Annotated in this window: 17 protein-coding genes and 2 riboswitches; of the genes, 8 read left to right on the top strand and 9 right to left on the bottom strand. The window is 63.4% G+C overall.

Annotation, left to right across the window (positions count from 1 at the left end; translation table 11 throughout):
- Positions 1-18: 18 nt before the first annotated feature.
- Positions 19-2,223 carry a putative bifunctional diguanylate cyclase/phosphodiesterase gene (locus ACA027_RS15095; RefSeq protein WP_370679019.1) on the bottom strand — a complete coding sequence of 735 codons (2,205 nt, stop codon included), beginning with the start codon at positions 2,221-2,223 and terminating at the stop codon, positions 19-21.
- Between the two features lie 92 nt (positions 2,224-2,315).
- Between ACA027_RS15095 and aroC the strand changes: the two genes are divergently transcribed.
- Positions 2,316-3,413 (top strand): chorismate synthase, encoded by a 1,098-nt coding sequence (aroC, locus tag ACA027_RS15090; protein ID WP_370679018.1) that lies wholly within the window; start codon positions 2,316-2,318, stop codon positions 3,411-3,413.
- Between the two features lie 137 nt (positions 3,414-3,550).
- On the opposite strand, the gene ACA027_RS15085 is transcribed toward aroC, so the two are convergent.
- The 4 genes from ACA027_RS15085 to ACA027_RS15070 all read right to left on the bottom strand — a co-directional run bounded on the left by ACA027_RS15085 (position 3,551) and on the right by ACA027_RS15070 (position 7,623).
- Positions 3,551-4,522 (bottom strand): VTT domain-containing protein, encoded by a 972-nt coding sequence (locus tag ACA027_RS15085; protein ID WP_370679017.1) that lies wholly within the window; start codon positions 4,520-4,522, stop codon positions 3,551-3,553.
- Positions 4,523-4,763: 241 nt separating this feature from the next.
- Positions 4,764-5,213 carry a transcriptional regulator NrdR gene (nrdR, locus tag ACA027_RS15080; protein ID WP_370679016.1) on the bottom strand — a complete coding sequence of 150 codons (450 nt, stop codon included), beginning with the start codon at positions 5,211-5,213 and terminating at the stop codon, positions 4,764-4,766.
- 22 nt (positions 5,214-5,235) lie between these two features.
- A complete protein-coding gene (glyA, locus tag ACA027_RS15075; RefSeq protein ID WP_370679015.1) occupies positions 5,236-6,483 on the bottom strand; it encodes a serine hydroxymethyltransferase in 1,248 nt (415 codons plus the stop codon).
- A gap of 34 nt (positions 6,484-6,517) precedes the next feature.
- A riboswitch (ZMP/ZTP riboswitch) is annotated at positions 6,518-6,674 on the bottom strand.
- A 130-nt stretch (positions 6,675-6,804) separates the two neighbouring features.
- Complete coding sequence (locus tag ACA027_RS15070; RefSeq protein ID WP_370679014.1) at positions 6,805-7,623, bottom strand: transglycosylase SLT domain-containing protein; 819 nt, start codon at positions 7,621-7,623, stop codon at positions 6,805-6,807.
- Between the two features lie 716 nt (positions 7,624-8,339).
- On the opposite strand from ACA027_RS15070, the gene ACA027_RS15065 reads away from it, so the two are divergent.
- The 3 genes from ACA027_RS15065 (at position 8,340) to ACA027_RS15055 (ending at position 15,130) form a co-directional block, all read left to right on the top strand.
- A complete protein-coding gene (locus ACA027_RS15065) occupies positions 8,340-12,047 on the top strand; it encodes a DUF748 domain-containing protein (protein WP_370679013.1) in 3,708 nt (1,235 codons plus the stop codon).
- 145 nt (positions 12,048-12,192) lie between these two features.
- Positions 12,193-14,745 carry a DUF349 domain-containing protein gene (locus tag ACA027_RS15060; RefSeq protein ID WP_370679012.1) on the top strand — a complete coding sequence of 851 codons (2,553 nt, stop codon included), beginning with the start codon at positions 12,193-12,195 and terminating at the stop codon, positions 14,743-14,745.
- Between the two features lie 130 nt (positions 14,746-14,875).
- Positions 14,876-15,130 (top strand): hypothetical protein, encoded by a 255-nt coding sequence (locus ACA027_RS15055; protein ID WP_370679011.1) that lies wholly within the window; start codon positions 14,876-14,878, stop codon positions 15,128-15,130.
- An 89-nt stretch (positions 15,131-15,219) separates the two neighbouring features.
- On the opposite strand, the gene fnr is transcribed toward ACA027_RS15055, so the two are convergent.
- Complete coding sequence (gene fnr, locus ACA027_RS15050; RefSeq protein WP_370679010.1) at positions 15,220-15,942, bottom strand: fumarate/nitrate reduction transcriptional regulator Fnr; 723 nt, start codon at positions 15,940-15,942, stop codon at positions 15,220-15,222.
- Between the two features lie 221 nt (positions 15,943-16,163).
- Between fnr and hemN the strand changes: the two genes are divergently transcribed.
- Positions 16,164-17,546, top strand: a complete 1,383-nt coding sequence (gene hemN, locus ACA027_RS15045; protein WP_370679009.1) for an oxygen-independent coproporphyrinogen III oxidase — start codon at positions 16,164-16,166, stop codon at positions 17,544-17,546.
- Positions 17,547-17,549: 3 nt separating this feature from the next.
- Complete coding sequence (locus tag ACA027_RS15040; RefSeq protein ID WP_370679008.1) at positions 17,550-18,287, top strand: sulfite exporter TauE/SafE family protein; 738 nt, start codon at positions 17,550-17,552, stop codon at positions 18,285-18,287.
- An 81-nt stretch (positions 18,288-18,368) separates the two neighbouring features.
- Here the strand turns inward: ACA027_RS15040 and ACA027_RS15035 are convergent, their stop codons facing one another.
- Positions 18,369-18,503 carry a hypothetical protein gene (locus ACA027_RS15035; RefSeq protein WP_370682669.1) on the bottom strand — a complete coding sequence of 45 codons (135 nt, stop codon included), beginning with the start codon at positions 18,501-18,503 and terminating at the stop codon, positions 18,369-18,371.
- On the opposite strand from ACA027_RS15035, the gene ACA027_RS15030 reads away from it, so the two are divergent.
- Both ACA027_RS15030 and ACA027_RS15025 read left to right on the top strand, forming a co-directional pair.
- Entirely contained in the window at positions 18,468-19,757 is a 1,290-nt protein-coding gene (locus ACA027_RS15030) for an HD-GYP domain-containing protein (protein ID WP_370682597.1), read from the top strand. The genes ACA027_RS15035 and ACA027_RS15030 overlap by 36 nt on opposite strands.
- Positions 19,754-22,261 carry an EAL domain-containing protein gene (locus tag ACA027_RS15025; RefSeq protein ID WP_370679007.1) on the top strand — a complete coding sequence of 836 codons (2,508 nt, stop codon included), beginning with the start codon at positions 19,754-19,756 and terminating at the stop codon, positions 22,259-22,261. The genes ACA027_RS15030 and ACA027_RS15025 overlap by 4 nt, the downstream gene beginning before the upstream one ends.
- Before the next feature lie 191 nt (positions 22,262-22,452).
- Here ACA027_RS15025 and ACA027_RS15020 read toward each other — a convergent pair whose 3' ends face one another.
- A complete protein-coding gene (locus tag ACA027_RS15020; RefSeq protein WP_370679006.1) occupies positions 22,453-22,872 on the bottom strand; it encodes a cell division protein ZapA in 420 nt (139 codons plus the stop codon).
- The gene (locus tag ACA027_RS15015) at positions 22,869-23,084 is read right to left on the bottom strand and encodes a DUF904 domain-containing protein (RefSeq protein WP_370679005.1); all 216 of its coding nucleotides are present in this window, start codon (positions 23,082-23,084) and stop codon (positions 22,869-22,871) included. The genes ACA027_RS15020 and ACA027_RS15015 overlap by 4 nt, the downstream gene beginning before the upstream one ends.
- A gap of 188 nt (positions 23,085-23,272) precedes the next feature.
- A riboswitch (cobalamin riboswitch) is annotated at positions 23,273-23,513 on the top strand.
- Positions 23,514-23,577 lie beyond the last annotated feature (64 nt).

The following is a 23,577-nucleotide window of genomic DNA, read 5'->3' as shown; positions in this document are numbered from 1 at the left end:
GCGCAAGGTGTGTTGCGCTCAATGCGTGATGTCGGCCGTGGGCGCCGCGCTGGCGGATTGGCGTGCGCGGTGGCTGAGGATCCAGCCCGGCAGATCCTGGGGCGGCAGCGGGCGGCAGAACAGATAGCCTTGCAGCACCGGGCAGTCCTGTTGCTGCAGCCATTGGCGCTGCTCGGCCGTTTCCACGCCTTCGGCCACCACGGTCATGTGCAGGCTGTGGGCAATGCTGAGCACGGAGCGGATCAGCGCTTCGGCGGCCACGCTGTTGCCCAGATCCTGCACAAAGCTCTTGTCCAGCTTGATCTCGGAAATCGGTAGCCGGTGCAAATAGCTCAGGCTGGAATAGCCGGTGCCAAAGTCGTCCAGCGACAGCTGCAGGCCCAGTTGGTGCAGGGATTCCAGATTGGCCAGGGTGGCAGGGCTGGCGTTGAGCATCACGCTTTCGGTGATTTCCAGCACCAGATCCTTGGCGGCCAGACCGTGGCGTTGCAGGGCGCTGGCCACCGATTGGGCGAATTCCGGGTCGTGGAAGTTCTTGGTCGACAGGTTGACCGCCACCTGTGGCACTTGCACGCCCTGGCTGCGCCACAGCGCGAGCTGGTGACAGGCTGTTTCCAGCAGCCACTGGGTGAAGTCCTGGATCATGCCGGCGTCTTCGGCCACGGCGATAAAGCGCATGGGGGAGACATAGCCCCACTCGGGGTGCTGCCAGCGGGCCAGTGCTTCCACACCATGCAGCTGCCCGAGCGTGTGGCTGAGAACCTGGGGCTGGTAGTGCAGCTGCAGCTGGCCGTTGTGCAGGGCCTCACGCAGCGCATGCTCCATGGCCACGCGGTCCTGGGTGAACTGGTTGATCTCGGGCGAGAAGCGCTGCCAGCGCTGACGGCCATGCTGTTTGGCGACATACATGGCCTGGTCGGCATGGCGCAGCAAGGTGTTGATGTCGGTGCCGTCTTCCGGGTAGGTGCAGATGCCGACGCTGGCATGCGGAATATTGACGGCATTGCCAATGGTGAAGGGCTCGGCAATGCGTCCTAGCAGACGCTGGGCCACGGCTTCGGCCTCGGTGGCCGAGCACTGGGGCAAAAGCAAGGCGAACTCATCGCTGGACAGCCGCCCCAGCACATCGCCGGGGCGGGCCGTGGCACGAATGCGCTGGGCCACTTCGCACAGCAAGGCATCACCTGCGGCATGCCCCTGGCTGTCGTTGACCAGCTTGAAACGGTCCAGATCCACAAAAAGCAGTGCACAGCTGCGGCCCTGGACGGCGTGCAGTGCATCGGTGGCACTGCGGTGGAACATATTGCGATTGGGCAGTTGGGTCAGCGGGTCGTAATAGGCCAACTGGTGGATGCGTGCCCGCGAATGCTCGCGCTCCATGGCCACGGTGCACAGGTGGATGCAGGTCTGCGCCATGTGCAGGTGCTGGGTGTGTGGGCCGCGTGGCTCACGGAAATACAGTGCCAACACCCCGATGACCTGGCGCTCGCGGCTGAAGATGGGGGCGGCCCAGCAAGCTTGCAGTCCGGCCTGCAAAAGGCATTGGCTCAGGCTTTGCAGATGGGCGGGAGCGCGGCGCAGGTCGTCTTCGGTGGCGGGTTGGGCCAGGAAGGCCGCCTGGCCGCAGGCGCCCATGTCGGGGCCTATGGGCAGATTGTTCAGCCGTTCCAGCGCATCCCGGGGCAGGCTGGGGCAGGCCAAGGGGTGGAGGTGCCCCTGTTCGTCGACCTGCAGCACACCCATGGCCAACTCGGGCGCGATGCGTTCAATTTCTTCGCACAGACGCTGCAGCAGCAGGGACAGCGGGCGCTCTTGGGCCACGTCTTCCAGTGCTTGCTTTTGCAGGGCGTGGAGGCGCTTGGAGAAGGTGATGTCGGTCAGCACCATCACTTCGCCGGCTTCGGGGATGCGGTTGATGATGGCGGCCACCCACAACATATGGCCGTCCCGGTGGCGCAATTGCAGATCGCCCGCAAAGCGGCCGTGGCTCGTGAGGACTTGCTGGATGTGGGTGGGCAGGGGGCTGTCCTGGGCCTCGCCCAGCAGCAGCTGCAGTGGACGCTGGCCCAGCAGTGCTTGTTCGGACCAGCCTAAGAGGCGCTCAAAACCGGCATTGACCTGGCAGGTGAGGCATTGGGTGTCGGTGACTATCCATGCTGCATCGCTGCTGTCCAGGGCCTGGCGTAGAGCGAGGCCGTTTCGAGGCGCTGAAGAAGAGGTCATGCGGGCAATGAGGGGCGACAGAGAGTTCCAAATCCTAACCATGTTCCGTTCAGCTGCGCGGCACTCTGGGCGGACGGGCATAATTACCGCCTATGAGCGGCAATACCTTTGGCACCATTTTCACGGTCACCAACTTCGGTGAATCTCACGGACCGGCCATTGGCTGTGTGATCGACGGCTGCCCTCCGGGCATGGAATTGAGCGAGGCGGACATTCAGCGCGACCTGGACCGCCGCCGCCCTGGCACCAGCAAGTTCGTCACCCAGCGCAACGAGCCCGATGCCGTGGAAATCCTCTCTGGCGTCTACGAGGGCAAGACCACGGGGACGCCGATTGCGCTGTTGATCCGCAACACCGATCAGCGCAGCAAAGACTATTCCAACATCGCCCAGAGCTTTCGGCCCGGTCATGCGGACTACGCCTATTTTCAGAAATACGGCATACGTGATCCGCGCGGCGGAGGCCGCTCCTCGGCGCGACTGACGGCGCCCACGGTGGCTGCAGGTGCCGTGGCCAAGAAGTGGTTGAAAGAAAAGTTCGGCACTGAGTTTCGCGCCTGCATGAGCCAGGTGGGCGAGCTGGAGATCCCGTTCGAGAGCTGGGCGCATGTGCCCCACAACCCCTTTTTCGCACCTGTGGCCGATGTGGGCCGCTATGAGGAATACATGGAGCAGCTGCGCAAGTCCGGCGACTCCTGCGGCGCTGCGCTGCGCATCCAGGCCAGCGGCATGCCCGTGGGCCTGGGCCAGCCGCTGTATGACCGGCTGGATGCCGATATTGCCTACGCCATGATGGGCCTGAACGCCGTCAAGGCCGTGGAGATCGGTGCGGGCTGGGACAGTGTGGCCCAGCGCGGCACCACGCATGGTGATTCGCTCAGCCCCGAGGGTTTTCGCAGCAACAACGCGGGCGGCATTGTGGGTGGCATCAGCACCGGTCAGGACCTGGAAGTGCGTATTGCCGTCAAGCCCACCAGCTCCATCATCACGCCGCGCGAATCCATCGATGTGCATGGCCAGAGCACCGAGGTGATTACCAAGGGCCGCCACGACCCTTGCGTGGGCATACGCGCCGCGCCCATTGCCGAGGCCTTGCTGGCCCTGGTGGTCATGGACCACGCCCTGCGCCACCGTGCGCAATGCGGCGATGTGGACTCGGGGCTGGCGCCCATTCCGGCATCGGCTGCGTAAAAAGGCTGCACCGCAACGTTGAACGCCCCACAGGCCCTGGCCTTGGGGCGTTTGCTTTTGGAGCGCGTGTTTGCGATCTCTACGCTGGCGCACCGCGAGGAAATCGTAAACACGTTCTGAGGGGGTGTGCGCCTTCTTTATGCGCCCTGCAGCTGGGCCGCATGCACGGCATCTGCAGGCGCATGCACGGGCTGCAATGTCTTCCAGGCATCAAAGCCACCTTGGAAATGGCAGGCATGGGCAAAGCCCAGACGCCGCAAGCGCTGGGCTGCACGGGCGGCCGTGGCGTCGTGCGGGCAGGCGCACAGGGTGATGATGTGGGTGTCGCGCGGCCAGGGGCGTACCAGGCGGGGCAACTGGGCCAGGCTCACGGTCTGGGCATTGGCAATCTCGCCCAGCTCGGCAACCAGCGCCGGGCCACGCAGATCCAGCAGGCGCGGTGGCCGCTCCCAGCTCTGGGCTTGCGCCCATTGCGCAGCGGTGACCGAGGGCATGGCTGCCAGGTGCAGAAACAGCTGGCGGCGCCAGAGCTTGCTGCCCAGCCACAGCACCAGCAGCAGCGCTGCAGCCATGGCCAGCAGCGGGCCATGGGTTTGCAGCATGGTCAAGGCGCGGTCCACCTGGTGGCGCAGCAGCCAGCCCGTGCCCAGTGCCAGGCCGGCCCACAGGGATGCGCCACCGGCAGCTGCCAAGGTGAAGCGGGCAACAGGCATGCGCAGCACGCCTGCCAGTGGTGCGGCCACGGCCGAGAAGCCGGGTATGAACTTGGCCAGCAGCAGCGACCAGGCGCCCCAGCGGCCAAAGCGGTCGGCCGTCTGGCTGATGCAGCTGCCGGGGTTGATGGAGAGCTTGCACATCCAGGCCAGTACGCGCGAGCCGAAGCGTTGGCCCACCAGGTACCAAGCCCTGTCGGCCAGCATGGCGGCGAGCAAGGCCAGTGCCAGCAGGGCGGCCAGGCGCGGCAGGCTGGGTGCCAGGCTGCCGGCCAGCAGCAGCGTGGGCAACACGGGCAGGGGCAGGCCCAACTGCTGCAAGAGCACGTTGGCAAATACCACGCCGGGTGCGTAGAGGGTGAGGGCGGTCCTCAGGGTGGAAGTATCGAAATCCATGGTGTAGCCCTCATGCTACGTGCCGGCGCCATCGCTGCCTAGGCGCGCAGATGGGCAACAGTGTTCCAGCAGCGGAACGGCTTGCAGCCTTCAACACAGTGAAATGCATAGCGGCCTATGCTTGTGCAGCCACGAATCTGGGGCGATTTATATGGGAAACTGAGTCAGTGTCAGCAGAAGGTGCTCTCTTTTTGAGAGAGGCATCTTTGCCCACGCCGGGCAGAGATCGCCCTGGGGGCGCTCAGTTGCGCACCTCGTCCACCAGGTGCTTGAAGTCTTCGATGTCTTCAAAGCTGCGGTAGACGCTGGCAAAGCGGATGTAGGCCACCTTGTCCAGTTTTTTCAATTCATTCATCACCAGCTCGCCAATGCGGCTGGATGGCAGCTCGCGCACGCCAGCGGTGAGTAGCTGCTCTTCGATGCGCTCCATGGCCGCATCGACCTGGCCGGCCGGCACCGGGCGCTTGCGCAGCGCCAAGCGAAACGAGCCTTGCAGCTTGCTGCGGTCGTAGTCGATGCGCCTGCCGTCTTTTTTCACCACGGCGGGAAAACTCACGTCGGCCCGCTCGTAGGTGGTAAAGCGCTTGCTGCAATCGCCGCACTGGCGCCGCCGCCGGATGAAGCTGCCATCCTCAGCCACACGGGTCTCCACAACCTGGGTATCCGGGTGGCTGCAAAAAGGGCACTTCATGGCGGCGCGCCTGCGGCTGGGTTTACTTGCTGTAGACCGGGAACTTGGCGGTCAACTCGGCCACCTTGGCGCGCACAGCGGCCAGCTTGGCTTCGTCGTTCGGGTGCTCCAGCACATCGGCCACCAGGTTGGCAGTGATGCGGGTTTCCTCTTCCTTGAAACCGCGGGTGGTCATCGCGGGCGTGCCCACACGGATGCCGCTGGTGACCATGGGCTTTTCCGGGTCGTTGGGGATGGAGTTCTTGTTGATGGTGATGTGGGCAGCACCCAGGGCGGCTTCAGCGGCCTTGCCGGTGATGCCCTTGGCACGCAGGTCCACCAGCATGACGTGGCTTTCGGTGCGGCCGGAGACGATGCGCAGACCGCGGGCGATCAGGGTTTCGGCCATGACCTTGGCGTTCTTCACCACTTGCTCCTGGTAGGCCTTGAACTCGGGCGTCAGGGCTTCCTTGAAGGCCACGGCCTTGCCGGCGATGACATGCATCAGCGGGCCACCTTGCAGGCCGGGGAAGATGGCGCTGTTCAGCGCCTTTTCGTGCTCGGCCTTCATCAGGATCACGCCGCCACGGGGGCCGCGAAGGCTCTTGTGGGTGGTGGTGGTGACCACGTCGGCGTGGGGCACGGGGTTGGGATAGACGCCTGCGGCGATCAGGCCGGCGTAGTGGGCCATGTCCACCCAGAAGATGGCGCCGACTTCCTTGGCTATTTTGGCAAAGCGTGCAAAGTCGATGTGCAGGGCATAGGCCGAGGCACCGGCCACGATGATGCGGGGTTTGTGCTCGCGCGCCTGGGCTTCCATCTTGTCGTAGTCGATGGATTCATCGGCGTTCAGGCCGTAGGACACCACATTGAACCACTTGCCGGACATGTTCAGCGGCATGCCGTGGGTCAGGTGACCGCCTTCGGCCAGGCTCATGCCCATGATGGTGTCACCGGGCTTGGCAAAGGCCATCAGCACGGCCTGGTTGGCCTGGGAGCCGGAGTTGGGCTGCACGTTGGCGGCTTCGGCACCGAAGATCTTCTTGATGCGGTCGATGGCCAGCTGCTCGACCACGTCCACATGCTCGCAGCCACCGTAGTAGCGCTTGCCTGGGTAGCCTTCGGCGTATTTGTTGGTCAGCTGGGAGCCCTGGGCTTCCATGACGGCGGGCGAGCAATAGTTCTCGCTGGCGATCAGCTCGATGTGCTCTTGCTGGCGGTGGTTTTCAGCCTGGATGGCGGCAAACAGTTCGGGGTCGACTTTTTCGACGGTGTCGGTACGTTGAAACATGGCAGTCCTATGAACTAGCTATTCCCTTGAGGCCAAGGGCTGCCCAGGCGAACGGCTGAAACACTTGCAAGCCGCCATGGCGGCGGCTCTCAGCGGTACGCTCCCCGGTGGTTCACAGACCTTGCAGTCTGCCGGTTTCCACGTCAGCGGCAGATCAAAGTCTGCGCCTATCGCCAGTTGCGTACCCCATTAGTGTAGCTGAGGGCGGCCAGGCGGTTGGGCTCTGTGGGCAGGTCTCCGTCGCAGGCCCAGGGTTGGACCTGGGGCAGACAGACGTAAAAAAGCCGGCGGGCCGCCGGCTGAAAGGGGAAAACTCGAGGCTTAGTTCAGCACTGGCTGGGTTTCGATGGCCACATCGGCTGCAGCCACCGTGCTGGAGGCGTTGTCCTGCTTGGCCTGCATGGCCGGCGGACGCACAGCCTGCACCGGGCGGCCGGTGATCTGGCGGATGCGCTGGTGCTCGGCCAGCACCTTGGCGGCATAACCGCCGTCGCTTTCCAGATTGGCTGCGCCCACGTAGTAGCGCAGGCCGCCTTCCAGCGAACCGGCACGGGCAATGCACTCCTTGAGCACCTTCACGCCTACGCGCAGATTGCTGACGGGGTCGAAGGCCGCAAGCTGGCCGCCGAAATGCTCGTACTTGTCGGTGTGCACGCGGGTCATGACCTGCATCAGGCCTTGCGCGCCGACGGAGCTTTGCGCAAAGGGATTGAAGCTGGACTCAATGGCCATGATGGCCAGGATCAGCGTGGGGTCGAGCTGGTTGCGTTCGCCCAGTTCATAGGCTTCGGAGACCAGTGCCGCCAGTGGCTCGGGAGCCACGCGGTATTTTTTGCTCAGCCAAAAAGCCACGGCAGCTTGCTCCTTGGGCAGCTCCTTGGGGTTGGTGGCGGTGGCGCGGTCCACGGCGCCGGGCTCGACGGGCGAGCCCAGCGTGGCCACTTGGCGCTCTTGCAGCCAATCGCGCAGCTGTGCTTCGCCGGAGTGGCGCAGATCGGGGCGGCTGACGAGCAAGATGGCCACAAAGGCCACGGCCAGTCCAAGCAGGGCAAAGCCGTTGTGGGTGATTTCAATGAATCCGTCGGCGACGTCTTTGATGAACGTACGCAATCCGGAAACTACCTGTAGAGATGCAGGCATAGCATTCCTTTCATGAGGTGCCAATCTGGCAGCGGTCTGGAGGACCGAGGGTCTGTAGGCTGGCACCCAGTGGGGGTGGTGCTGCGGTCCTTGCATGGGGGAGCGCGGGAGGATCACGAAGAAAGAACGTGATCAGAAAGCAGCGAAAAACGTCAAAACAATGACTAAAAACAAAAGTGGGCGGATTCTAGAGGGCCGCTAAATACAAGGTCAACACTATTTATCTTTTCCTTAATTATAAAAAAATATAAAGACCATGTATGGGTATCCAGTTTTTTGGGCTTGGGGCCTGTCGGGATTGATGAAGATGCAAGAGGATTTGTTTAGTAAGCGTTTGCTATGTTTGAGTTGTGAAAAAGTGCAAGAAACAATTGTTTTTCCCGATGACCGTGATTAAATCGAGGTCGTCTGCTCTGGCGGACGTCTGCCGAAAGCCTCTGCACAACGATGGTCTGGACCGCCAAGGTGCCAGTACCTGTGAAGAGGGTTGAGGCGCTCATGGAGGCAATCATTGCTTCCGGGCATGCGGGACGCTTCTCTCCCCATGACCCACAACGGCTGCGCCTTGTGCCAGCCGTGAAGCCCGGAGTCGGTGTAGCTGGCTCCGGGCTTTCTCGTTTTTGCGCCTATTCCAGTGCGATGCTGTAATTTCTGTTGCAATCACGGCTGGCAAGATAGCCATAGATTCCATAGACAAAAAGAGGGTGCATATCCACATGCAGGTGCAAATTTGGCGCAGCGCAAAGTTGTGGCGCAGCTTGGGTTGGGTCTTCGCAGCGGTGTTGGGGCTGTGGATGCTCGCGTGGTTGAGCTTTCCATGGGCCGCGCGGCAGCTGATTGAAAAGCATGGCTCTCAGGCCCTGGGCAGGCAGCTGTCCGTGGGCAAGGTGGAGTTCTCGCCCTGGTCCATGGAACTGACGCTGCGCGATGTGGCGCTGGCAGGCGCCGATGGCCAAAGCGAGCCCCAGGTTTCCATAGCGCGCATATATATAGATGCAGAGCTGTCTTCTCTACTGCGCTGGGGCCCGGTGGCCGATGCCATCCAGGTGGATTCCCCCCATATCCGTCTGGCCCAGGTCGCCCCCGGCAAGCTGGACATTCAGGACATCCTCGACAAGTTCCAGACGGACAAGCCCGAGGAAAGCAGCAGCGAGCTGCCGCGCTTTGCCCTCTACAACATCGAAATCAGCGATGGCCGCCTGGCTTTCAATGACGAAGTTGCGGGCGCACAACACGCGCTCAAGGATCTGGAGCTGAAGCTGCCCTTTGTGAGCAGCCTGCCTTCCAAGCGCCAGGTGCATGTGGCGCCGGAGCTGTCTTTTGATCTGAATGGCAGCCGCTTTGCCAGCGAGGCCCAGAGCACGCCTTTTGCCCAGGACCGCAAGACTTCGGCCACGCTGACGGTCAAGGACCTGGACCTCAAGCCCTATCTGCCGTACTGGCCCGCCAGCTTGCCGCTCAAGCTGCAAGACGCCGTGCTGCAGGCCAAGGTGGATGTGGCTTTCGAGCAGCAAACCGATGCCGTGGTGCGCCTGAGTGGCCATGTGCGCGCCGAGGCCGCCAAGCTCCAGGATCTGGCCGGCCAGGACTGGCTGCAGTGGGAGGCGCTGGACATCGACCTGGCCGATGTGCAGCCGCTGACTGGGCAGGTCCTGCTGGGCCGTGTCAGCCTGCAAAAGCCTTCGCTGGCCCTGCGGCTGGACGCCAAAGGCCAGTTGCTGCAGTTTCCGCAGCAGTCCAAGCCGCAAGCACAAAACACCCTGGCAGCTGAGGCCTCTGTGCAAGCCAAGGCAGAGGCAGGTACGGCAGTCCCCGCCGCAACCCCCACACCCTGGAAGATTGAGGTCGCCCACTGGGAGGTGCAGCAAGGCCATATCAGCTGGAGCGATGCCACGGTGCGCCCTGCGGCCGAGCTGGCCGTGCGCGACCTGAACCTCTCCGGCAGCCATGTCACCTGGCCCATGCAAGGGGACAGCCAATTCCAGGGGCGCTTGGCCCTGGCAGGCTACGAAGGCGCTTCGCATGCGCGACTGTCCGGCCATGGCACGCTGGAGCGCGGCCAACTGGGCCTGGAGCTGGACGGTGTGCCCTTTGAAGTGGGGCGTGCCTATGTGTCGCAGTTTTTGCAACCGGTGTTGCGCGCCCAGGCTGACGGCGTGGCCGGGCTGGCCTGGAACCGCGGCCATGTGTTTGCGGTGGTGCCCCAGCTCGCCGTGCGCAATCTGAACCTGGGTGAAGACAAGGCGCCGCTGGCGGCCTGGAAGCGCCTGGCCGTGGAAAACGCCCGCATCGACATGACGCAGCGCACGGTGCAGACCGAGCTGCTGCAGCTGAATGCCCCCCAGGTCAAGCTGTCGCGCAACGAAAAAGGCCAGTGGATGTACGAGTCCTGGCTGCGCAAGGCGCCGGTGCAGCAGGTGGCGGTGGTCCCCAAGACCCAGGCCACAGCAGCGGCCGCCGGCCCCGCCTGGTCGGTGCAGGCACAGCACACCCGCATTCGCGATGGTGTGGTGTTGCTCGAAGACGGTCAGGCCGTGCGCCCGGTGCGCATGGGCCTGTCGGGATTGAACCTGGATGTGCAGGGCCTGGACAGCCGCATGGGCAAGCAGCCCATCGTGGTCAAGCTGCAGACCCGTGTGCAGCCGGTCAACGCCCGCGGGCTGCTGCGCGCCGGCAAGAACGATGGCCAGTTGGGCTTCGACGGCCGCCTGCATCTGGCGCCGCACCTGAGCGCCGAGGGCCAGCTGAAGGCCCAGCGCCTGCCGCTGCACCTGTTTGAAAGCTATCTGGACGGCGTGGTGAATATGCGCCTGCGCTCCGCCTACGCCGGCTTTGACGGCCTGGTGCGCTATGCCGACCAGGGCAAGGGCCCCCGGGTGCAGGTGCAAGGCCAGGCCGGTCTGCAGGATGTGTATGTGCAAACCATGCACCGCACGGGTACGGCCGAGAAGACCACCATGGAGGCCGGCGAAGACCTGTTGCGCTGGAAGCAGCTGCAGCTGACGGGCTTGGCCGTGGACCTGCAGCCGGGCAAGCCGCTGTCGGTGCAGGTGCAAAAGACGGCGCTGCGCAGCTTTTTTGCCCGCGTGGTGGTCCAGCCCAATGGCCGTCTGAATTTGCAGGACCTGGCAGGTGCTCCTGAAGCCGTAGCAGCAGCAGATGCAGCGCCAAATGCAGAGGCAAAACCATCGGAGAGCAAGACCGTATCGGCACCAGCAGCTCCTGAGTCTGTAGCGCCAGATCCCATGGCGCCGCGCATTGTCGTGGGGCCGGTGGAGCTGTTGGATGGCACGGTCAAGTTCTCGGACTTCTTCATCCAGCCCAACTACACGGCCGATCTGACCCAGTTGGCCGGCTCACTCAGTGCCTTCTCCTCGGTGGCGCCGGCAGCAGGCCAGCCGCCGGAGATGGCCGATCTGGTGCTGCAGGGCATGGCCCAGTCCACTGCCAGTCTGGATATCTCCGGCAAGCTCAACCCGCTGGTGAAGCCGCTGGCGCTGGACATCACCGGCAAGGTGCGTGATCTGGAGCTGCCGCCACTCACGCCCTATGCCGTCAAATACGCCGGCCATGGCATCGAGCGCGGCAAGCTCAGCGTGGACGTGCACTACCAGGTCAAGCCCGACGGCATGCTCACGGCCAACAACAATCTGGTGCTGCACCAGCTGACCTTTGGCGACGCCGTGCAGGGCGCGCCAGCCTCGCTGCCCGTGAAGCTGGCCGTGGCACTGTTGGCAGACCGCAACGGTGTCATTGACATCGACCTGCCCATCAGCGGCTCGCTCAACGACCCGCAGTTCCGTCTGGGGCCGGTGATCTTCAAGGTCATTGGCAATCTCATCCTCAAGGCCGTCACCGCGCCGTTCTCGCTGTTGGCAGGTGTTTTTGGTGGTGACGAAAAAGGCGGTGGCGATGTGAGCTTCCCTGCTGGCGTGGCCACGCTGGACACAGCAGCCAAGGCGCAGCTGGAGAAGATTGCCAAGTCGCTCAAGGACAAGCCTGCGCTCAAGCTCACGGTGGCCGGCAGTGCCTCCACCAAGCTCGATGCCCAGGGCTGGCAGGCCGCTCGCCTGGAGGCGCAGATCGCCCAGCGCGGTAAAAACGAGGACGACGACACGGAGTTGACCGACAAGGAGCGCGAAAGCCGGCTCAAGTCCATCTACCGCAAAGCCTCCATCGACAAGCCGCGCAACGTGGTGGGCCTGAGCAAATCGCTGCCGCCCGAAGACATGCGCAAGCTGCTGGTCGAGCAACTGCCGCTGCCCTCTACCGCCATGCAAGAGCTGGCGGTGGCGCGGGCCATGGCCGTGCGCAGCTACCTGGCGGCGCAGGGCATTGATATGGCCCGTTTGTTCCTGGGGAATTCCAAGGCCGATGGCAAGGATGCCGAGGCAAAAGCCCAGTTGAGTCTGGCAGTTCAGTGATTCGCTGGGGCTGAGCGGCAATAAAGGGGAAAATACCCCACTTGGCCGCGCCTGCCCCAGGCTCGCGCGCTTGCTTTATGGCCCCGCCGCATGGGCGTGCGGGGCATTTACACACACATGTACCAACTTTTTTTGAAGCAGAAAAATGTCTGAAGCCCCAGAAGTGAACCCGACCCCGGCCAAATCCCCCGAGGCCCACCCGTTGGATACGGTGACTGGCGGTGCTTTTTCTGCAGAAACATCGGGCGACCGTGCGGCACGCCTGCGCGAATGGCTGGCCACTGCGCCTGCACTGGATGTGCTGCAGGACGTGTTCAAGGAAATGAATGTGCGCGACAAGGGCGCGGCCCGTGTCGTGCGTGACCGCCTGGACGAGCTGCGCCGTGCCAAGGACCAGGACGCCATCGCCGTGGAATGGGTGGCAAAAGCCCAGGCCCTGCTGGCCCAGCCTACATTGAACACGGCCGATGCCGCAGCCTGGCAGCGTGAAGCCGCCAAGGCCGGCGCACCGCTGTCGCGCGAGCCGCTGGCAGGCTACAAGGCCCAGTTGGCCGAGCGCATCAAGGCCGCAGAAGACCTGCAGCACCGCGTGCAGGTGCAAAAGGAAGCCGCCGTGCTGCTGTCCCAGCGCATCGAAGTGCTGTCCACCAAGTCGTGGAAAGACGCCGCCGCCGTGCAGCAAGCCCTGAGCACCGATGTGGCGCGCTGGCAAGAGCAGGCCCAGGCACTGACCGAAGACGCCGCCTGGGCCAGCCTGGACGCCCGCCTGGCCCAGCAGCTGACCGGCTCGCGCGATCAGCTGAACGTGGTGTGGGAGGCTTTCTCTTCCGCACTGGCCGCCACGCAGGCCGCTGCCGACAACGCCGAAGCTGCACTGCCCACCGTGCCCGTGTGGGCCGACGAAATTCGCGTGGGCCGAGGTCTGCCGGCCGAGCTGGCTGCCGAGACGCCAGCTGCCCAGCCCGCCAAGGGTGACGCCCCCATCAAGGCTGCCGCCGTGGTCTTGCAGGCTGCGCAGGCGCTGCAAGCCCTGCTGGAAGGCAGCGAAGACAAGACCGGCGCCATCGCCGGTTTGCGCGCCGCCTTGCGCCAGCATGGCCGCTCGCTGGACGCCGCAGTGCTGGCGCAAATGGATGCGCTGCTGGTGCAGGCGGGCGATGCCCGAGGCTGGAAGCCCCAGGCCGTGGATGCCGAGCGCGAAGCCCTGGTGGCCAAGGCCAAGGCGCTGCTGGAGCGTCCGGAAGGTCAATCCCTGGGTGGCCGCAAGGTGCAGGAGTCGCTGCGCCAGCTGCGTGAGCAATGGAAGCAGCTGGACCAGGGCTCCGCGCCCAACCACGGTCTGTGGAAGCAGTTTGATGAGGCCTGCAACACCGCCTACAAGGTGGTGGAGGGCTGGCTGGACAAGCTGCGCAGCGAATCGGCCGAGCACAAGGCCTCGCGCACCGCGCTGATTGAAGAGCTGCGCGCCTGGGGCCAGTCGGTCAAGGACAGCCAGGACTGGAAGGGCATGGCCCGCAGCCTGCGCCAGTTTGCCGAGCGCTGGCGTGAAGGCGGTCATGTGGGCGAGAAGCTGTATGCCGAGCTGCAGCAGCAATGGCGCCAGGCCATGGGCGAGGCGGAAGCCCCGCTGCAGCGCGTGCAGCAAGCGAGCTTGCAACGCCGCCACGCCATGATCGAAGAGGCACAGGCGCTGGGCAATGCACCCGCGCTGCAAATCGCCGCCATCAAGGCGCTGCAGCAGCGCTGGCAGGCTGAAGCCCAGGAGGTGCCGGTGGATCGCCGCCAGGAGCAAAAGCTGTGGGATGCCTTCCGCAAGCCGCTGGATGAGGCTTTCAGCCGCAAGCCGGCCGAGCGCGGTGACCGCGCCCGCACGGCCGTGAACCCCGCCACGCTGAGTGCCCATGACCGTGCCGTGCTGGAAGCTTCGCAGCAATTGGAAGCCGCCAATGCCGACGGCGATGTCCAGAAAATCCGCGCCGCCGTGGCAGGGCTGGAAGAAGTGCTGCGCAACGCGCCTGCGGCCGCTGCTGCCGAAGCTGCAAGCCCGTCCGCAGCGGAGGGCGAAGCTGCCCCCGCAGCGCCGGCCGTGGCCCGCCCGATCAAGGCGGTGCGTGGTGATGACCGCCCCGGTATGCGCAAGGAGGCCGCACCGGCACCCGCTGCGCGCAAGCCTGGCCGTCCGGAGCGTGGTGATCGCGGTGATCGTTTCGAGCGCCCCGACCGTACGCCCCGTGGCCCACGCCTGGGTGATGCGGCTTTCCGTGCACAGCGCGAAGCCATGGACCACGCCCAGTTTGCGCTGCGCAAGCTGACGGCCCAGGCCCACGGTGAAGCCTTGACCCAACTGATGGATGCCTGGGGCCAGCGCGATGCGGCTTTGCTGCCCGCTGCCCAAGAGCTGGGCAAGCTCAGCAATGCGACGCGCAACAGCTGGCAGGCTGCTGTGTCGGGTGCTGCCCAGGGCGATGCTGCCCAGTCGCTGCTGCGCCTGGAAATGGCGGCCGATGTTCCCACGCCGGCCGACCAACTGTCTGCCCGCCGCGCTCTGCAGCTGCAGCTGCTGACCAACCGCAAGGCCGCTGACCCCCGCACCACCTGGGAGCAGGATGTGGCCGCCGTGCTGGCCGCTGCCCGCAGTGACAGCGATGCCCAGCGTCTGCAAAGCGCGCTCAAGGCCTTGCTGCGTGGCAGCAAATAAGGTCGTTTAGACGCTGACCTTCAAAAGCCTGCAGCAATGCAGGCTTTTTTTATGTTTAGGGTATCTGCTAGAGCGCCCGCGCCCAGCTTGGGGACAATGGCAGTGCGTATCCCTCAACAAGGAGAGTCCCATGCTGTTGCGTCGCTGGATGTGGATTGTTTGGCCGGCCTTTCTGGCCGCCGGGGTGATGGAGATGTTGGTCTTCGCCTTTGTCGATCCACTGGATCTGCCTCGGTTCTCAGCCTGTGCCGAGACGTCGCGCTTGGGTGTCTGTACCGCCGCTTTCTTTGTGTTCTGGGGCATCACCATCATGGCTTCGGCGATGACCTGTTTGCTGGCGCTTTCGCCCCGGGAGATCAACGACGCGGCGTCCGCATCCGCCTGATGTGGTGCAGATGCCACCATGAAAAAAAGCCTCCGTACGGAGGCTTTTTCAATAGGGCGCGCACGGCATCAGCTGCCGTGGGCTGTGGATCATGCGCACTCGTGCTGGCTGTTGACGATGCGCTTGAGGCCTTCGGTGTCGAGGATGCGCACATGGCGCTGCTTGACTTCGACCAGGCCTTCTTCGACGAACTTGGAGAAGGTGCGGCTGACGGTTTCCAGCTTCAACCCCAGGTAGCTGCCGATTTCTTCGCGCGTCATGCGCAGCACCAGCTCGGACGAGGAAAAGCCGCGGGCATGCAGGCGCTGCACCAGGTTCAGCACAAAGGCGGCCAGGCGCTCCTCTGCGCGCATGCTGCCGAGCAGCAGCATCACGCCATGCTCGCGCACGATTTCGCGGCTCATCACCTTGTGCACATGGGACTGCAGTGCCGTGACTTCGCGTGAGAGATCTTCCAGGCGATCGAAAGGCATCACGCAGACTTCGGCGTCTTCCAGTGCCACGGCATCACAGGTGTGGTGGTCGTGCACGATGCCATCCAGGCCAATGATCTCGCCTGCCATTTGGAAGCCGGTGACTTGATCGCGGCCATCTTCCGTGGCCACGCAGGTCTTGAAGAAGCCGGTACGGATGGCATAGAGCGAGGTGAAGGCCTCGCCATTGCGAAACAGGGTGCTTCCACGCTTTACTTTGCGGCGGGTCGCCACAATTTCATCAATACGTTGCAGCTGCTGCTCATTGAGGCCGCTGGGCATGCACAGTTCGCGCAGGTTGCAATTGGAGCAGGTAACTTTGATGGGGGGGGGGGTCATGGTAATGACGCCTTGGGATCCCGCGGAACGGGCCATCGGACGTAATGCTGAAGGATTATCGGAATGTGGGGCGAGGGGGATCGAAGCAGAAAAGTGGAGGGAAGGCTCGAATGATTTGAATCAAATTGTCGCAGGTGTAGTTTGCTTGTATCTTGATGAGTGTCAAGTGTGACATTTCTTGCTTGGGGCACAGTGCAGCCAGCACACAAGGAATTCACACAATGACTGCTGTAACGCCAGAGCTACTTCGTCGGTATGACGTGCCTGGGCCCCGTTATACCTCCTATCCCACAGCTGACCGATTTATCGAAGCCTTTGGCCCTGGAGATTACGAGTTGGCCTTGCAGCAACGCAAACTCAACTCGGCCGCCAAGGCGCTGCCCATGTCGCTGTACGTGCATGTGCCGTTTTGCGCATCGCTGTGCTACTACTGCGCTTGCAACAAGATCATCACCAAGCACCATGAGCGTGCGCACACCTATCTGCAGTACCTGGAAAAAGAGGTGGCTTTGCAGGTGGCGCATTGCGGTGAGGGGCAGGCCGTCAGCCAGCTGCACATTGGCGGCGGAACGCCTACGTTCTTGTCTGACAGCGAGTTGTCGCAACTGATGACGATGCTTCGAGCGAAATTTTCCTTCGAGGCCGTAGGGGAATACTCGATCGAGATCGACCCGCGCACGGTGACACGCGAGCGCCTGCTGCATCTGGCGCGCCTGGGCTTTAACCGCCTGAGCTTTGGTGTGCAGGATTTCGATCCCGATGTGCAAAAAGCCGTGCACCGTGAGCAGCCTGCCGAGCAGGTGTTCGAGCTGGTGCAGGCCGCACGCGACATCGGCTTTCAATCGATCAATGTGGACCTGATCTATGGGTTGCCACGCCAGACGGCCGAGTCTTTTGACCGGACGCTGGAGCAGGTGGCTGCCTTGCGCCCTGATCGCATTGCGCTGTATGCCTATGCCCATCTGCCCGAGCGCTTCAAGCCGCAGCGCCGCATCGTGACGGAAGAGCTGCCGCAAGCCGGTGACAAGCTGTCCATGCTGTCGCGGTCCATTGATGCCTTTATGCAGGCCGGCTATGTCTATGTGGGCATGGACCACTTTGCGCTGCCGGACGATGCCTTGGCCATCGCCAAGCGCCAGGGGCGGCTGCACCGCAACTTTCAGGGCTACAGCACGCAGCCGGATTGCGATCTGATCGCGCTGGGTGTGTCGGCCATCGGCCGCGTGGGTGTGACGTACAGCCAGAACGCCAAGACGCTGGAGGAGTACTACGACTTCCTCGACCAGGGGCAACTGCCCGTGGTGCGCGGTCTGGCACTGAGCCGCGATGATCTGGTGCGCCGCGCTGTCATCATGGCGCTGATGTGCCAGGGCGAGGTGCTGTTCGAGCCCATGAGCCAAGCCTGGCTGCTGAATTTCGAGAGCTACTTTGCCAATGAGCTGGAGCTGCTGGAGCCGCAGGCAGAACAAGGTCTGGTGGAGATTCGCAGCGACGGTGTGCGCGTGACCTCCAAGGGCTGGTTCTTTGTGCGCGGAGTGGCCATGGTGTTTGACCGACATTTGCAGGCTGGCAAGACCCGGGCACGGTTTTCCCGGATCATCTAGCCCATGTGGCTATCGTTGTTGGGGACGGCATTTTTCATGGGGCTCGTGGGTGGGCCCCATTGTCTTGCAATGTGCGCAGCGCCTTGCGCGGCGGTGACGGGGCTGGAGTTGGGGCCGGAAGCCGGCACCCGTACCAGCATTCCCGTGCATGCGGATGGTGTGCAGCCGGCCCGGCAGTCCCGGATTTCGGCGCGTTGGCTGGCCTTTCATGGCGGGCGTTTGCTGGGCTATGCAGCGCTGGGTGGCGTGGCAGCCTATGCCATGGAGCGCGTCGCGTGGTTTTCCGATCGCACCACGGCGCTGCACCCCTTGTGGGTGATGCTGCACCTGGCCGCGCTGGCTTGGGGTTTGCTGCTGCTGTTTCAGGCACGCCAGCCTGCCTGGCTGGAGCGCAGCGGTCGCCAGCTGTGGGCGGTGGTGCAGCGCTGGCTGCATATGCCGGGTGGCACCTGGCTCACCGGTTGCCTGTGGGCACTGCTTCCCTGCGGCTTGCTGTACTCTGGCGTTTTGGTGGCTGCTTTGGCCGGTAGCGTGTGGCTGGGGGCGGTGAGCATGCTGGCCTTTGGTGTCGGCACCGGGCTGTGGCTGGCGGCTGGGCCTTGGTTGTGGCGCCGCGTCAGCGTGCTGCCCCAGTGGCGTGCGGCCTGGGGCATGCGGGTGGCGGGTGCCTTGCTGGTGGCTGTGTCTGTCTGGGCGTTGTGGATGGATGTGGTGGTGCAGCCCTCGCAGTGGTGCCGCTGACATATGTGGCGTGCAGGTGAAATCACATGGGGGCAACCAGATAAGTTGGGTGCCTACAAGCTAATGTGGCTTTGTCTGTCGTCATAATGAGGCGTTTGGGTTGATGCGCTGGCCGTTTTGGGTGGCGGAGACGATGTGACGCAATCCCTTTTCATCGATATTCAGGATGTCTGCATAGGCATGTATATCCAGCTGGACATCGGCTGGCTGCGCCATCCTTTTCCTGTGAGCAGTTTTCGCATCGGCAGCCCGGAGCAAATCCAGGCGCTGCAGTCGCTGGGAATACGCTCAATCCGTTGTATTCCTGCCAAAAGTGATGCGGAGATATCGCCTGCTTTACTTTCCCTTTCAATTGCAGAAGGTGACGGTACGGAGCAGCAGCCCTTGCGCATACCTGCCCCCCTGTTGATGCAGGCCAGGTCTTCGGGACAAAGCGTGCCGCCCCGCCGGAGTCAGCCGCAGGAAGACGGACCACTCGCGGTCCGTACGGAGCGTGCCGCATTGCAAATGTGCAACCAACGCTTTACGGTGGCAGCTGATGGATACCGCAAGGTGTTGGATGAGGTGGTGAGCGCTCCCGAACAAGCTCTGCAAACCAGCCAGCGTTTGGTGGGGGACTACATCACCGAGCTGCTGGACAGCTCGCAGACCACCATCCGGCTGTTGTCCGAAAACGTGGGGGAGCGGCAAGGTGCCCACCCCATCAATGTGACGGTCTTGTCGCTGCTGCTCGGCAAGGCGCATGGCTTGGATGCGGCGTGCTTGATGGATCTGGGTCTGGCGGCTTTGCTGCACGATGTGGGCAAGCTTGATATCGATCCGCGCTGTGCAGAGAACCTGCCTGGGCTCACGGATGGCCAGCGGCAGGAATATGAAAAGCATGTGGGGGCTTCGGTGGCCTATGCCCAGCGCATGGGGCTGTCGGCACGGGTGTTGACGGCGATTGCCCAGCACCACGAGGCGGCAGATGGGTCGGGGTTCCCGCTGCACCTGCTGCAGGAGGACTTGACGGTGGAAGGGCAAATCCTGGCGCTGACCAACTGCTATGACAAGCTGTGCAATCCGGTGGGTCTGGCCTCGGCCATGACGCCGCACGAGGCCCTTTCCGTGCTTTTTGCCCAACGCCGCGGCGGTTTCACGCGCGAGTTCGTGGAGCTGTTTGTGCGCGTGCTGGGGGTGTATCCCCCGGGCTCGGTGGTGCAACTGAGCGATGAGCGCTACGGCATGGTGGTGGCGGTGGACAGCGCGCAGCCACTCAAGCCACAGGTGCTGCTGTACCAGGCCGATGTGGCGCAAGACGATGCACAGCCCGTGGCCTTGGCGCAGCTGCCCGGGGTGGTGATCAAGCGCAGCCTGCGGCCATCGCAGCTGCCGCGCGAGGTGCTGGACTATCTCCTTCCGCGCAAACGTGTGTGCTATTTCTTCGAGCGGGCCGTTCCGTTGCTGGTTCAGCAAGGGGAGGTGTCATGAGCACGCATCCTCTGCAGGCTTGGTGCCAGGCCTTTGACTGGATGAGTGAGGCGGTCTGGGTGGTTGCGCCCTCATCGCTGACGGTGGTGTATGCCAATCGCGCGGCCCAGCAACTGGTGGGCCTGCCCCGCGAGCAGCTGCAGGGCTGCCATGTGCGCGATCTGGCGGCAGCGCCGCAGGATGTCTACCGCTGGAACGACCTGGCCGATATTGCCCAGGGGCAGGTCACCTACACCCAGGTGCTGCATGCCAGCGGCCGGGTGATACCGGTGGAGCAATGCATTCGCCAGATTCAGGATGCCCATGGCGCAGGCTGGCTGATCTGGACCTTGATGGACCGCAGCGAGCAGGACGCCACGGAGCGCGAGCTGGAAAGCCTGCTGGCTGAGTTGCGCGCCACGCTGGACTCTGCTGCGGACGGCATGCTGGTGTGTAGCGCGGACGGACAGATTCGGGCCTTCAACCACAAGCTGGCGGAAATCTGGGCCATGCCCAACGCATTGCTGCTGCAGCGCAATGACAGTGCCGTGCTGGCTTTTCTGCGCAGCCAGGTGCAGCAGCCCAAGGCATACGATCAATTGCTCGAGCAGTTGGGGCAGCAGCCACAGCTGCACACATGCGACGCGCTGCAGCTGCTGGATGGGCGCGTGGTGGAGCGGCGCAGTGTGCCCCTGCTGCGCCACGGTGTGCCGGCAGGGCGTATTTTTTCCTTTCGCGACATCACGCAGGCCACCGAAATTCAAAACGGGTTGCGGGTTGCAGCCCAGGTCTTCGAGAGCAGTCTGGATGCCATCTTCATCGCGGATGCGAAAGGTGCCATTGTCAAGACCAACCCGGCTTGCACACAGCTTTTGGGAGCAGGCTTTCCAGAAGGGACGCGCGCTACAGAGCTTTTCGACTACTGCGAGCAGGGTTGGCAGGAAGAGGTGGCACGTGCCTGGGGTGATGTGGGCTACTGGGAGGGCAACCGTACCTTGCAGCGGGCCAATGGCAGCCTGTGTGCCGTGCGCCTGTCCTGGGTGGCTTCGCGGGACGAGCATGGAAAGCTGCAGCAAAGCGTGGGCTTTATGCGCGACCTCACCCAGCAGCAGGCCGCGCAGCAGCAGATCGAGCAACTGGCTTTCAGCGACGCCCTGACCGGGCTGCCCAACCGCCTGTTTCTGGGGCAGCATGTCGAGCGGGCCATTGCCGAGTCGCCCGAGAGCAGCTTTGCGGTTCTGTTCCTGGACCTGGACAGGTTCAAGATCATTAACGACTCACTGGGTCACCAGTTCGGGGACCGCGTGCTGAAGCTGGTGGCGCAGCGCCTGCAATCCTGTTTGCGCCCGCACGACGTGCTGTGCCGGCTGGGGGGTGATGAGTTCGTTCTCTACCTGCACCACTGCCAAATGCCCAATTCGGAGCGCGTGGCCAAGCGCATCCAGGACGTGATGCGTGAGCCCTTTGGCTTGGATGGACTGGGGTTCTCGGTGCAGTGCAGCATCGGCATGGCCCAGTATCCCGACCATGGTCGCAGTCTGGATGAGCTGGTCAAGCAGGCCGATACGGCCATGTACCGCGTCAAGGCCAATGGCAAGGGCAATTACGGCTTTTACGAGCCCGCCATGTCCACCGGTCTGCTGGGGCGCATGCAAATGGAGCATGCCCTGCGTCAGGCGCTCAGTCATGAGGCATTGCGCGTGGTCTATCAGCCCCAGGTGGAAATGGCCACGGGCCGCATCGTGGCCTGCGAAGCCCTGCTGCGCTGGACCGATCCGCAACTGGGCGTGGTGTCACCCGCAGTATTCATCCCCCTGGCGGAAGAGTCGGGCTTTATCGTCAAGATGGGCGCCTGGGTGCTGGAGCAGTCCATTCGCGAGGCTGCGCGCTGGCTCAAGCAGGGCGTTGCCATCCAGATTTCGGTGAATGTCTCTTCGCTGGAGCTGCTGCAGCCAGACTTCGCCGTGCGCGTGTCTGGTTTGTTGAGCACCTACAGCCTGCCGGCCTGCTGGCTGGAGCTGGAGTTGACCGAATCCGTGCTGCTGCAAAAAGAGCCGGTGATCGTCCAATGCATAGAGCAGTTGGCGGCACTGGGCGTGCAACTGGTGATCGATGATTTCGGCACGGGCTATTCCAATCTGGCCTATCTCAAGCGCATGCCCATCAGCAAGCTGAAAGTGGACCAGTCGTTTGTGCGCGGCCTGCCGCAAGATGCCAGCGACAAAGCCATTGTGGAAGCCGTGGTCAGCCTGGGACGGGCGCTGGACGTGGAAATCGTGGCCGAGGGCGTGGAAACCCAGGCGCAGCGCGAGATGCTGCAGAGCATGGGCTGCGGTTTTTACCAGGGCTTTTTGTGTGCACCAGGCGTTGAAAGCGCCACGGTGCTGGCCATGCTGCGGGCGCAGACGGCGGGAATGGATGTGGGGGATATGCGGACCGGAGCGACAGCCTCTGCCGATTCGCCGGCGCTGCCTGGGAAGGCGGGGCGAAAGGTGTCTGCAAAAACCGCTACGCCGTCATCCTGAACCGGGGGTTCAGGTGGGCGAGGGCAACCAAGCATTGGGTTCATCTAACGCGAGACGATCACGCTTGCCTGGCAATGTACCAAGCCCGTGCTCAGGGAGCATTGGTTCAAGGAAATATAAAGCGCAGCGGCCTTGCAGACAGCGTTATTTTACTGCGCTTCTGGCCGCAGTGCCGACAATCCCCAAAGCCGTTACAGCAGTTGGCTTTCTACATCCAGTGCGGCTTCCATGCGTGCAATCAGATGCTGGGCCTGCAGCAGCTCCAGCTCACGCTGTGCCAGCAGTGCCTGCAGCTCCGTCATCAGCGCCGGCGTGTCCTCGTCGCTGTGGGTGGTCTCGGTGGCCGGCAGGGCGGTTGGCGTGCTTTCGAGGTTGAGGTCCAGCTCTTGCTCCAATGCCTGCACCCGCTCGCTCAGGGCTGCATTTTCAAAGGCCAGATTCACGGCCACCAGCACGCCCACACGCTCGCGCGAGCGGACTTTGCCAGTGTTGCGTATGCGTTCCATCTCCGCGTCAACGCGGTCGACGGCAGCCAGCAGCGGGGCTTCTTGGCCATCGGGGCAGGTCAGCAGATAGTCTTGCTGCAGGATGCGTGCTTCGATCTGGCTCATGATCCCTCTTGGTTGACGGGCAAGCGTGCAATCAGGGCGTCGACACGGGAGCGTGCCGCGTGCAGGCGCGAACGCAGCGAATCGCGCTCCTGCGTCAGGGCGGCGACTTGTTCGGCCAACAGGGTATTGGTGCGTTGGAGCTCCGCATGCCGCACCAGCAGGCGATCAACACGCTCTGCCAGCGGCTCGATCAGGGAAGGCTGTGAGGTCATGGACATAGAGGGTAGCGATTGTAGGCTTTCGCGCCTGCAACAAGTTGGAATTTCCTATGCCAGACCTTGCTGTTCGGCGTTCCAGGCGCATAAATGCGGTGTCCGCCTACAAGTTCTGAAGAGGGCTTGCGCGTAGTCCCCGTTTGCAGCCCATTCCCCTGCTTGTGGGGCGTGGGCTCCGGCACTCTTTAGAATCGCACCCTGTTGGTGCTCGTCGCGCGGTTCACGCGTGGCAGTTCAACGGGAAGCAGGACGGCGACGTGGGCCCCCCACATGCCCAGCCTGCGCTGCCCCCGCAACGGTGAGTCCTAGGTGCATATGCTGCACCCCCGCCATTCAACACAGCCACTGCATGCCTTGAACAAGCATGTGGGAAGGCGATGGTGTGGAGGACCAGCCCGGATACCGGCCAACACAGGTGTGCCCGCTTTGGCAGGGCATGTGGTTGCCCACTGCTGGCGGGGAGGCTGGCGCGGGCGGACTTTTCTGATTT

Origin of the sequence: Comamonas sp. GB3 AK4-5 (genome assembly GCF_041320665.1) — a bacterium.
GTDB lineage: Bacteria > Pseudomonadota > Gammaproteobacteria > Burkholderiales > Burkholderiaceae_C > Comamonas.
Note: the sequence above shows the minus strand (reverse complement) of the source record. Positions and strands in the feature narration are given on the sequence as shown.

What these genes read in the sequence shown, in the direction of transcription:
- ACA027_RS15095 (WP_370679019.1), bottom strand. Translation starts at nt 2,223, where the DNA reads ATGACCTCTTCTTCAGCGCCTCGAAACGGCCTCGCTCTACGCCAGGCC.
- aroC (WP_370679018.1), top strand. Translation starts at nt 2,316, where the DNA reads ATGAGCGGCAATACCTTTGGCACCATTTTCACGGTCACCAACTTCGGT.
- ACA027_RS15085 (WP_370679017.1), bottom strand. Translation starts at nt 4,522, where the DNA reads ATGGATTTCGATACTTCCACCCTGAGGACCGCCCTCACCCTCTACGCA.
- nrdR (WP_370679016.1), bottom strand. Translation starts at nt 5,213, where the DNA reads ATGAAGTGCCCTTTTTGCAGCCACCCGGATACCCAGGTTGTGGAGACC.
- glyA (WP_370679015.1), bottom strand. Translation starts at nt 6,483, where the DNA reads ATGTTTCAACGTACCGACACCGTCGAAAAAGTCGACCCCGAACTGTTT.
- ACA027_RS15070 (WP_370679014.1), bottom strand. Translation starts at nt 7,623, where the DNA reads ATGCCTGCATCTCTACAGGTAGTTTCCGGATTGCGTACGTTCATCAAA.
- ACA027_RS15065 (WP_370679013.1), top strand. Translation starts at nt 8,340, where the DNA reads ATGCAGGTGCAAATTTGGCGCAGCGCAAAGTTGTGGCGCAGCTTGGGT.
- ACA027_RS15060 (WP_370679012.1), top strand. Translation starts at nt 12,193, where the DNA reads ATGTCTGAAGCCCCAGAAGTGAACCCGACCCCGGCCAAATCCCCCGAG.
- ACA027_RS15055 (WP_370679011.1), top strand. Translation starts at nt 14,876, where the DNA reads ATGCTGTTGCGTCGCTGGATGTGGATTGTTTGGCCGGCCTTTCTGGCC.
- fnr (WP_370679010.1), bottom strand. Translation starts at nt 15,942, where the DNA reads ATGACCCCCCCCCCCATCAAAGTTACCTGCTCCAATTGCAACCTGCGC.
- hemN (WP_370679009.1), top strand. Translation starts at nt 16,164, where the DNA reads ATGACTGCTGTAACGCCAGAGCTACTTCGTCGGTATGACGTGCCTGGG.
- ACA027_RS15040 (WP_370679008.1), top strand. Translation starts at nt 17,550, where the DNA reads ATGTGGCTATCGTTGTTGGGGACGGCATTTTTCATGGGGCTCGTGGGT.
- ACA027_RS15030 (WP_370682597.1), top strand. Translation starts at nt 18,468, where the DNA reads ATGTATATCCAGCTGGACATCGGCTGGCTGCGCCATCCTTTTCCTGTG.
- ACA027_RS15035 (WP_370682669.1), bottom strand. Translation starts at nt 18,503, where the DNA reads ATGGCGCAGCCAGCCGATGTCCAGCTGGATATACATGCCTATGCAGAC.
- ACA027_RS15025 (WP_370679007.1), top strand. Translation starts at nt 19,754, where the DNA reads ATGAGCACGCATCCTCTGCAGGCTTGGTGCCAGGCCTTTGACTGGATG.
- ACA027_RS15020 (WP_370679006.1), bottom strand. Translation starts at nt 22,872, where the DNA reads ATGAGCCAGATCGAAGCACGCATCCTGCAGCAAGACTATCTGCTGACC.
- ACA027_RS15015 (WP_370679005.1), bottom strand. Translation starts at nt 23,084, where the DNA reads ATGACCTCACAGCCTTCCCTGATCGAGCCGCTGGCAGAGCGTGTTGAT.